Source organism: Candidatus Caldatribacterium sp. (assembly GCA_014359405.1).
Lineage (GTDB): Bacteria > Atribacterota > Atribacteria > Atribacterales > Caldatribacteriaceae > Caldatribacterium > Caldatribacterium oleiphilum.
In genome coordinates this window covers 6,087-16,176 of sequence record JACIZN010000031.1, presented here as the reverse complement: position 1 = coordinate 16,176, position 10,090 = coordinate 6,087, and the positions used below count along the sequence as shown (strand labels likewise).

The window sequence follows — 10,090 nt, the reverse complement described above, 5'->3', positions numbered from 1 at the left end:
CAGCCACCTTCAACCCATTTGTCGATATTCTTGAAATGAGAGAAGCGCCAGGGATTGGCTCCTGTGTACCCGTGGACACCACATACATCAAGGAGACTCCGCTCCGGAGCAGTGAAGTACGTGGCAAACTTGTAAGCAGGAACAGGGTTTTTGGAGAACTTGGAGATAGAGAATACCCATCCACCGAAGTTCAGGAAGTTCACCTGATTGTACCCTTCAATCCACTTCTTTGCCTTAAAGTCATAGGTCTTCATGGATCCAGGAAGTGGACCGTACCCGAGGAGTCCCTTCACCTTGCTTCCGTATTTCTCCGGAGACTGCTCGAGGATTCCAATATCACCCCAGTCAAGGGCAATAGCCGAGTTTCCCGAAACAAAGGCCTGGCGAAGCTCGCTATAGCCATAGCTCAAAAGACCCGGAGGAGCGAACTTGGTCAACCTCTGGATGACGTCCATTGCCTCGACCCATCCAGGGTTGTTCACCTGAGGCTCCATGGTATCGGGATCGAAGAAAGGAGAAACCCCAGGCTGAGCAGCGTACTGCATGGCAATATCAAGGTACGACCACATGGCCTGTGTTTTCCTCTGGGCAATGAAGGCGATACCGTATTCAACCTCTCCATCGTTGTCCCAGTCCCATCCGGTGAAGAACTCTGCTATGTCCATAATCTCTTCCCAGGATTTCGGAGGAATGTTGTATTCGTATCCGTACTTTTCCTTGAAACGCGCTCGGTAATCGGGATTTTCCAGAGCATCCTTCCGATAGTAGAGCATGTGGCAGTCACCATCGTAGGGCAACGCGTAGACCTTTCCACCCCAGGAAACAATGAGCTTAATCGCTGGTACGACATCATCCCAGTCGGGGTAGCCGTACTCCTCCATCAAATCTTCGAGGGGCAAAACCCACCCTCCACCCATAACGTCTCCTGCCCAGGTGGAAGGCCAGCAGATGAGATCGTACGCACCGGTTCCTGTGATGAAATCCGTCATCATTTTGTCGTACAAAGAAGCATATGGTACGACAACCATTTCAACCTTTGCTCCAGTGAGTGCTTCCCATTCCGGTTTCCACGACTCCACCACCGCAGAATGGGGATCGGTAATGAGTACGGTAATAGTCTGTCCCTTGAACTCTCCTGGCTGGGACTCCCAGGTCTGAGCAGTAGCGCAGGTCAACGCAGCAACAAGAAGGAGTACCAAAATCCCACACCAAAAACCAAACTTCCAACCCATGTGCAACCCCCCCCCTTGAATGGTTTGGTATCATCCTATCAGAGGAAAATAGAAGCTGTCAATGTTTACAGCATCTGTAATTCTGTGGTAAACTAACCTTTGAATGTTCTGGACGAAAGATGGAGGTGGACCAGAGTTGGCGTTGACGAAGGAACGAAAGAAGGAAATAATTGAGCAATTCAAGATCCACAGCTCAGACACAGGTTCCCCTGAGGTGCAGATTGCGCTCCTTACAGAGCGTATCCGAGAACTCACGGAGCATCTCAAGCAGCACCCCAAGGATTTCCATTCCCGAAGAGGTCTCTTCATCATGGTCGGCAGAAGAAGGAGACTTCTCAACTACTTGAAGAAGCACCATGTCGATCGATACTATGCAATTCTTGAAAAACTCGGTTTGAGGAGGTAAGGCCTTATTGTGTCATACCGGTGGGAGGTAGGTTTCGGAAGAGAAACACTCTACGTTGAAGCGGGAAAGTTCGCTCAGCAGGCTCATGGAGCGGTCACCGTTCGTTACGGGGACACGGTTGTCCTTGTGACCGCTACGATGTCCGATGAAGCTCGCGAGGAAGTAGATTTTACTCCACTCATTGTCGATTTTGAGGAGCGCTTTTACGCCGCAGGAAAAATACCCGGGGGTTTCATCAAAAGGGAGGGGAAACCTCGAGTTCCTGCCATCCTCAGTGCACGCCTCATCGACCGCTCCATTCGTCCCTTTTTTCCAAAGCTTCTGTACAACGATATTCAGGTCGTCGTTACTGTGCTTTCCGTTGACGAGAGCCATCCTCCTGATGTCATCTCAATCGTCGGGGCGTCTTTCGCTCTGGGTCTCTCTGAGATTCCTTTTGAAGGGCCTGTCGGAGCTTGTCGCATCGGCCTTCTGGGCAATGAACTCGTCGTCAACCCCACCCTCGAAGAACTCTCCACGAGCCGTCTCGACCTCATTGTGGCTGGGTCAGAACAGGGAATCGCAATGATTGAGGCTGGGGCAAAAGAAGTGGACGAGGATACAGTTGTCGCCGCTTTGAAGCTTGGGTACGAAGAAATTCTTAAAATGATTGCAACCCAAAAGGATATCTTTGCCTCCTTTGGGAAACCCAAACGAGAGATTGCGCTTCCTCCTTTCTGGGACGCCCTGCAGGCCTTCGTTGATGAGGAGTACCGGAAAGCCATCAGCCAGGTCATCACCATACCCGAGAAAAAAGCCCGGGAGAAAGAAATGAATGCTCTCTTCCAAAAGGCAAAGGAGGAAGTAGAAGCCCGCTTTGGAAACGCGGTGTTCCTTACACCCGTTTGGGATAGAGTCGTCAAGGAAGAAATAGAAAATCTCGTCTTTACCACGGGTCGCAGACAGGACGGTCGGGCTCCGCAGGAAATCCGTCCTGTTCACTGCGAAGTTGGGTGCCTTCCTCGTACTCACGGTTCAGCTCTCTTTGTTCGGGGACAGACACAGGCCTTGGTCATTACAACCCTTGGTGCTACAAGCGAGGAACAGAAGGTAGACGGCCTTCAGGAAGAGGAAGCCAAACGTTTCATGCTCCACTACAATTTCCCTCCGTACAGTACAGGAGAGGTCCGTCCAATGCGAGGTCCCGGGCGGAGAGAAATCGGTCACGGTGCCTTAGCGGAACGAGCCTTAGAATGCTTCATTCCCCCGGAGGATGAATTTCCCTACACCATCCGCGTTGTCTCCGAAATTTTAGAGTCCAATGGTTCCTCCTCGATGGCTACAGTATGTGGCGGGAGCCTTTCCTTAATGGACGCGGGGGTGCCCATCCGCTCGTCGTGTGCCGGACTCTCCATTGGCCTTCTCTTGAAAGACGGCAAGAAAGTGTTCCTGCGGGATATTATCGGCTCTGAAGACCACTATGGGGAAATGGACTTCAAGGTTGCAGGAAGTCGAAAGGGCATCACCGCCATTCAGCTTGACGTGAAGAACAAAGGACTGAGTTGGGAAATACTTGCAGAGGCTTTGCAGGAAGCCAAGGAAGGACGCATGCATATCCTCAACATTATGGATTCAGTCCTTGACAAACCGCGGAGTTCAATCTCCCCATATGCTCCTCGAATTGGCATCGTGGAGATTAACCCTGATCGGATTGGTGCTCTCATCGGTCCAGGCGGGAAGATCATCAAACGAATTGTCGAAGAGGCGGGCGTGACCATTGACATCAAGGAAAACGGGAAGGTTCTTGTTTTCTCTCGAACCGAGGAAGGAAAAGAAAAAGCCATCGAGATGATTCGAAACGTAACCCAGGATGTTGAGGTCGGAAAAATCTATCTCGGCAAGGTGACAAGGATTGCCGATTTCGGCGCTTTTGTAGAAATATTCCCTGGTCGAGAAGGTCTGTGCCATATCTCGCAGCTTTCTTTTGAGCGCATTCGGAGAGTGGAGGACTTTGTGAAACCAGGGGAGGATCTCCTCGTCAAAGTCATCGGTATCGACTCTCTCGGCCGTATCACCTTAAGCCACAAGGAGGCTATTGCAGCAGTTTCCCCGCCGAAGGAAACAAAGACTCCCCAGCGAAAGAGATGAAATGGAAACAAGAAAGAGACTTCTTGTCCTCTCGATTTTAGTCCTTACAGCGGTCTACCTTCTTCTTGCACTTTTTTCCCAAAGGACGGGGGAAGTCGGAGCGCTCCTTCGGCGAGGAGCGCTCTGGACTTTCGGCATCGGGGCTTATCTTTTGCCCTTTTTTCTTGGCCTTGTGACGTACGAGCTCGCTTTCTTCCATCCCGCGAAACGGTACCGTTTCGCGGGAAGAATCATTGGCACATCCTTGTGGTTTTTTGTATTTCTCGTTTTGAGTGAGCGGGAAGCCTCTCAAAGAAGCATAGTACTCCCCACAGGAAGGGTGGGGGGAGTAGCTGGAGCACAGCTTCTTGGCTTTCTCGAGAAATACTTCGGCGATGTGGGGATGCTCCTTTTCCTCTTCCTTACGGCTTTCCTTGGTACCTACCTCATAAGCGAAGGGAGACTTCTCCGCAGGATCGTTTCCCTTTTCCATCATCGAGATACAGAATCCGAGCCCCAAGAACCTCTTCAGCCGCCGCTACCTCAAGAGGAAAAGAGGGCAGAAATTGTTGAGACTTTCACCCTTTCAACCCTTGAGGAACCTCCAAGAAAAAGAAGAGCGAGTTCTCCAAGAAGTAAGGTGAAATCAGTTCCCCAAAACGAGACAAGCAACTCCTGGACTCTCCCTTCCCCGAAACTCCTTGATCCACCACCTGCCAAGCGGGGAGAGAAAACCCGTCGGGAAATCGAGGAAGAAATTGCAAAGCTCGAGCAAACTCTTGCCGAATTCGGAGTATCGGGGCGAGTCATTCACGTTCAGGTCGGCCCAACGGTTACCCGCTATGAATTCCAGCCCGCCCCGGGAATCAAGGTGAATAAGATTGTGAGTCTCTCCAACGACATTGCTTTAGCCTTTGCTGTAGCAGCAGTACGTATAGAAGCCCCAATCCCTGGCAAAGCTGCCGTAGGGATTGAGATTCCCAATCGACACAAGGAGATCGTTACGCTGCGTGAACTCCTTGAAACGGAGGAATTCGCCAACCACCCTTCGCCTCTTCTTCTTGCTCTGGGAAAAGATGTCGGAGGAAAACCCATTCTCTGGGACCTTCGGGACATGCCTCATCTCCTCATCGCAGGTGCCACAGGATCGGGAAAGAGTGTCTGCATCAATGCGCTCCTTGGGAGCCTTTTGTACCGGGCAGACCCGTCGTGCCTTCGTATCGTTCTCATCGACCCAAAAAGAGTTGAGCTCTCGCTGTACGCTGGAGTACCTCACCTCTGTGCCCCGGTTATCTCTGAGGTTCGTCTTGCGGTACGTCTCCTTAAGTGGCTCTGCCGAGAGATGGACACGCGGTACGAGTTCCTCTCAGAACTCTCCTGTCGAAACATTGAGGAGTACAATCGCATTGCAAGAAGTGAGGAGAAGCTTCCCTACATTGTTGTCGTTATTGACGAGCTTGCCGACCTTATGATGACCGCCCCAGGTGACGTCGAAACGTACATCTGCCGCCTTGCCCAAATGGCAAGGGCAGTGGGCATTCACCTCATTGTGGCAACGCAACGGCCCTCTGTTGATGTCATCACCGGTCTCATCAAAGCAAATTTTCCTTCCCGTCTGGCCTTTGCCGTTTCCTCTCAGGTAGACTCCCGGACGATTCTCGACGGTCCAGGAGCAGAAAAGCTTCTGGGAAATGGAGACATGCTCTTTGCCCCCCTTGGAGTGAGTAAACCCATACGTGGTCAGGGGGCCTTTATCCGGACTGAAGAGACCAAAAGAATCGTGGAGCACTGGATGGGCCAGAAAGGACCCATTCCATACCCTCTCGAGTTCACTCCCCAGGAGGAAACAAGTGCCCTTCAAGAAGAGGATAGTGAGGAAGATGAACTCTACGAAGAAGCGGTGCGCATCGTTGTGGAAACTGGAAAAGCTTCGACTTCTCTTCTCCAAAGAAGACTCCGGATAGGATTCAACCGAGCCGCGCGGCTCATTGAGCGTATGGAGAGGGAGGGTATTGTCGGGCCGTATGAGGGGAGCAAGCCTCGGAAGGTCATCGCGAAGCGGGGGGAAAGAGGTGGAGAGCTTTAATCGGGAGGTAGCAAAAGAGGTTGGAAGCTTCCTGCGGCGTACCCGAGAGGAAAAGGGTATACCCCTTGAAAAGGTCGAGGCGGCAACTTTCATTTCCGCACGTTTCCTCCAGGCTCTTGAGGAAGGGGCGTGGGAAAGCCTTCCTGGAAAGACTTACGTCCTTGGGTATGTTAAAATCTATGCTCGTTTCCTGGGACTCAATCAGGAAGAGGCCAGTGCCCTCGCCCAGAGGGCGTATGAGGAAAAACGGAGACATTCCGAGAGGAGCGAAGAAACCCCTGAGAAACCAAAGAGGAAAAGAGGAAAGAGAGTACTTCTTGGAGTCCTTGTCTTCCTCGTAATACTCTGCAGCGTGATTCTCGTCGTCTTTTTCACCCCCCTTTTCCCCTGGAAGGAGGAATCAAGCCAAAATACTGAAATGACAGCAGTAGAGCTCTCACCCTCCCCGGTTCTCGAAAGCCCAACGCCACCTTCCTTTGCCGTTGTGCTTCGCCTCGAAGCTGAAAAACCGGCTTGGATCGAAGCTACATCTCTGGGGAAGACACTCTTTTCGGGCATTCTCGTCCCAGGTAAGACGTACATCTTTAAAAGTGAAGGGCCAATTGAGCTTTCTGGAGACGGGGGTAACTCCGTCCGAGTGTGGCTCAATGGGGAAGAGAGGGGGTATCTTGCTCAGGACTCGGGTTCCTTTCAAGAGACTTTCACCCCATGAAGCGCATTTCTTTCATAACCCTTGGCTGCAACAAGAATCTCGTGGACTCTGAAGTGGCACTGGGTAATCTCCTCGTTCACGGGTACAACTGCATAGTACCCCCTGAGGAAGCAGAGTGGGTATTTCTGAACACCTGCGCTTTTATCCGGCCTTCTTGCGAGGAAGCGGAGGCATGGATTGAAAAACTCATTGCCCTCAAAAGGAAAGATCCCCGCAAGAAAATTGTCGTTTTAGGATGCTACGTCGAGCGCTTCCGCGAAAAGGCCTTTTCCAGGTACCAGGAGGTCGACTACTGGGTCGGGGTTCACGATGTCCTCCGTCTTCCCGAAATCCTCTCAAGCAAGAGAAAAGGCGTTTTCATGGATTCGCCTCCCTCAATATACACCCACCAAAGCCCCCGTCTCCTCTCTACACCACCTCACTACGCCTACGTGAAGATTGCCGAAGGGTGTCCTCATCGGTGCAGCTTCTGCCTCATCCCTTCCATCCGAGGACCACTCCGAAGCCGATCCATTGATTCCGTTGTCGCGGAAGTCCGCTCTCTCCAGGAAAGGGGAGTGCAGGAAATCATTCTCGTCGCCCAGGATCTCACCTCCTACGGTCTTGATTTGTACCGGAAACGGAGCCTTCCAGACCTCCTCAGGGCCTTAGCTTTGGAGCTCCAGGAAGGAATTTGGGTACGACTCCTGTACCTTTCCCCGGAGGGAATAAACGATGAACTCATCGAGGTCGTTGCCTCCATTCCTCAGATCGTCAAATACCTTGATATTCCCCTGCAGCACGTTGAACCCTTCATTCTCCAGCGAATGCACCGTTTCTCTCATTTCGAGGAGATTCGGAAAAGACTCGAGAAATTACGGGAACGCATACCCGGTGTCGCAATCCGTACGACCTTTATTGTCGGTTTCCCTGGAGAAGAAGAAAAACACTTCCAGAGTCTTCTCCATTTTGTGGAAGAATTCCAATTCGAGCGGATGGGAGCTTTCAAGTACTCCGACGAAGAGGGAACAGCTTCGTTCCTCCTCAAGCCAAAGGTTCCAGAAGAGGTAAAAGAGAAGCGCTACAGCTACCTCATGGAAGTTCAAAAGAACGTCATGGAGCGGTTTCACCAATCGCTCCAGGGTAAGGTCCTTGAGGTTCTCCTCGAGGAGGGACCCTTAAAGGACGCCCAGGGAACGTTCTTCATCGGAAGAACCCAAAAGGATGCTCCAGAAGTAGATTGCCAGGTTAAAGTGTACCTTTCACGAGGAAAGCGCGGCAGTCTCAAGAGAGGACGGAAGTGCTACGTGCGTGTTACCCGGACTTCGGCTTATGAGGTGGAGGGAGAAGCGCTGTGCATGCAGGAATCCTCTGTGTAGGAACAGAGCTTGTCACCGGAGTGGTGCGGGATGTGAATTCCGCCTTCCTTGTGGAGAAGCTTTTAAAGAAGGGCATCTTTCCAAAGTGGGTCCTTTTTGTCCCTGACGAAATCGATGAAATCGCGGCGTGTATTCGCTTCTTAATGGAACGAAAAGCGGATTTCCTCTTTGTCGTTGGGGGCCTCGGTCCAACAGCGGATGACCTTACCCGAGAAGGAATTGCCCAAGCCCTGGGGTTACCTCTGTGCTTTTCTGAGGAAGCATGGGAAGGCATCCGTCGTTTCTACCTTCGTCTCCGAGGAGTTGAGCCCCCAGAGAACAACAAAAGGCAAGCCCTTGTTCCTAAGGGTGCTTCCTTCATTCCCAATGAGGCGGGAACGGCTCCCGCTCTTTTTCTCGATGGCACTCCCAAGATTTTTGTCCTTCCTGGTGTTCCAAGAGAGGTAGAATTCTTCTGGCATCGTCTTGAGGAAAAAATTCCAAACTTCCCAGGCGGTATTTACCGGAGTAAAACCTTGAAGTTCTGCGGTATTGGAGAGTCGCAGCTTGAGGAACGAATACGTCCTCTCCTTGGAGAACTCCCTGCGAGTTTACGTTTTTCGTTCCTTCCAAATTATGGCGAAGTGTGGTTCTTCCTCTACGGCCAGGGGGTGCCTCCTGAAGATAGAGCAAAGGGAGAGGCAGTCCTTGAGAAGGTAAAGAGCATCCTCTCCCCCTATCTCTTTTCAGAGTACGGCGAGACGCTGGAAGAAGCAGTGGGAAAACTCCTCCTCGAGCAAGGATTAAAGGTGGCCATAGCGGAATCGTGCACCGGGGGACTCGTGGGAAGCAGGATAACAGACATCCCCGGGAGCTCTCAGTACTTTGACCGGGGATACATCGTGTACAGTAACAGGGCAAAGATGAGTGACCTTGGGGTCCCAGAGGATGTTCTCAACCGTTTCGGGGCGGTGAGTGAAGAGACGGCACGGCGCCTCGCAGAGGGCGTACGGAAAAAAGCCGAAGTCCACATTGGCCTTGGCATTACGGGTATCGCAGGACCAGGAGGAGGAAGTCCCGATAAACCTGTGGGGCTCGTATACATCGGGGTGAGTGATGGCGCAAGGACAGAAGTACGGAGGTTCCAGTTCGGTGGTGACCGGTCAATGAACAAGAGATTCTTTTCTCAGGCTGCTCTGACGATGCTCTTCAACTTCCTCAGAAAGGTGTGAAAGAATGGCCCTTCGGGCATTCATAGCCTTGGACCTTCCCGAGGAAGCAAAGAACGTTCTCTTTCGTTTTGTGGAAAAGGAGAGGGTAAAGTATCCTCAGGGGAAATGGGTACGCAAGGAACATTTCCACATCACCCTGGCGTTTTTCCCGGCACTTCCCGAGCACCATGTGAAGGACATCCAGAATCTCCTCGAGGAATTGAGCACCTCGTTCCCTCCGTACCATGCCTATCTCAGAGAATTGGGAACCTTCCCGTCCTGGCAACGGGTAAGGGTTCTCTGGATGGGTCTTGACGAAGAAGGGAAAAGGAGGACCAGGAACCTGGCGGAAGCGGTCTTTCTGGGGCTTCGGGCCATAGGTATCCCTTGCGAGGAGGAGAAAGGAGAATTCGTGCCCCATGTGACCCTTGCCCGCTTCAGGGTTCCTTTAAGACTTGAGCGCACCTCTTTCTCAGACTGGTCGCCACTCCCTATCACTCTTGGGGAGATAGGGTTTTTTGAAAGCATACTCAAGCCCTCTGGCCCGGTGTACAGAAAACTCGTGTACATTCCGTTAAAGGGGTGAAAGAAAATGGGTGAGGAGAAGCTCGAAAGCATTAAGCAGGCTATAAGCATCATAGAGCGGAGATACGGAAAAGGGGCAATCATGTTCCTCTCACAGAATGTACTGACCACGGATATCGAGGTGATCAAAACAGGGTCTGTTCTCCTCAACATTGCCCTTGGTGTTGGCGGTTTCCCAAGGGGACGAGTTGTGGAAATATTTGGACCAGAAGCTTCGGGGAAAACGACCATCGCTCTCTATGCCATTGCGGAAGCACAGAAAAAGGGAGGCATTGCAGCTTTCGTTGATGCGGAACACGCCTTAGACCCCAACTATGCGAGCAAAATAGGTGTTCAAATAGACAAGCTCCTCATCTCCCAGCCAACCACCGCAGAAGAAGCGCTGGACATTGTGGATACCCTTGTGCGAAGTGGA

7 protein-coding genes and 2 pseudogenes (2 of these 9 only partly in view) are annotated in these 10,090 nt (G+C 51.8%); 8 read left to right on the top strand and 1 reads right to left on the bottom strand.

The window, feature by feature from the left end; genetic code table 11:
• Window positions 1-1,232 (bottom strand): annotated as a pseudogene (locus H5U36_03790) (extracellular solute-binding protein) (it extends 281 nt beyond the left edge of the window).
• 136 nt (window positions 1,233-1,368) lie between these two features.
• On the opposite strand from H5U36_03790, the gene rpsO reads away from it, so the two are divergent.
• From rpsO to recA, 8 genes and pseudogenes are all read left to right on the top strand, one after another.
• Window positions 1,369-1,638 (top strand): 30S ribosomal protein S15, encoded by a 270-nt coding sequence (gene rpsO, locus H5U36_03785; protein ID MBC7217286.1) that lies wholly within the window; start codon window positions 1,369-1,371, stop codon window positions 1,636-1,638.
• Window positions 1,639-1,647: 9 nt separating this feature from the next.
• Window positions 1,648-3,765, top strand: a complete 2,118-nt coding sequence (locus H5U36_03780; GenBank protein MBC7217285.1) for a polyribonucleotide nucleotidyltransferase — start codon at window positions 1,648-1,650, stop codon at window positions 3,763-3,765.
• 1 nt (window position 3,766) lies between these two features.
• Window positions 3,767-5,830, top strand: coding sequence for a DNA translocase FtsK 4TM domain-containing protein (locus H5U36_03775; GenBank protein ID MBC7217284.1), 2,064 nt, complete (start codon window positions 3,767-3,769; stop codon window positions 5,828-5,830).
• Complete coding sequence (locus tag H5U36_03770) at window positions 5,817-6,542, top strand: helix-turn-helix domain-containing protein (protein ID MBC7217283.1); 726 nt, start codon at window positions 5,817-5,819, stop codon at window positions 6,540-6,542. Before H5U36_03775 ends, H5U36_03770 begins: the two co-directional genes overlap by 14 nt.
• Window positions 6,539-7,900: a 30S ribosomal protein S12 methylthiotransferase RimO gene (rimO, locus tag H5U36_03765; protein ID MBC7217282.1), complete on the top strand. Its 1,362-nt coding sequence runs from the start codon at window positions 6,539-6,541 to the stop codon at window positions 7,898-7,900. Before H5U36_03770 ends, rimO begins: the two co-directional genes overlap by 4 nt.
• Complete coding sequence (locus tag H5U36_03760) at window positions 7,876-9,111, top strand: CinA family nicotinamide mononucleotide deamidase-related protein (protein MBC7217281.1); 1,236 nt, start codon at window positions 7,876-7,878, stop codon at window positions 9,109-9,111. The genes rimO and H5U36_03760 overlap by 25 nt, the downstream gene beginning before the upstream one ends.
• A 4-nt stretch (window positions 9,112-9,115) precedes the next feature.
• The gene (thpR, locus tag H5U36_03755) at window positions 9,116-9,676 is read left to right on the top strand and encodes an RNA 2',3'-cyclic phosphodiesterase (GenBank protein MBC7217280.1); all 561 of its coding nucleotides are present in this window, start codon (window positions 9,116-9,118) and stop codon (window positions 9,674-9,676) included.
• 6 nt (window positions 9,677-9,682) lie between these two features.
• Window positions 9,683-10,090 (top strand): annotated as a pseudogene (gene recA / locus H5U36_03750) (recombinase RecA); it runs 589 nt beyond the window's last position.

Coding starts and splice junctions, on each gene's coding strand:
- H5U36_03775 (MBC7217284.1), top strand. CDS start 3,767: ATGGAAACAAGAAAGAGACTTCTTGTCCTCTCGATTTTAGTCCTTACA.
- rimO (MBC7217282.1), top strand. CDS start 6,539: ATGAAGCGCATTTCTTTCATAACCCTTGGCTGCAACAAGAATCTCGTG.
- thpR (MBC7217280.1), top strand. CDS start 9,116: ATGGCCCTTCGGGCATTCATAGCCTTGGACCTTCCCGAGGAAGCAAAG.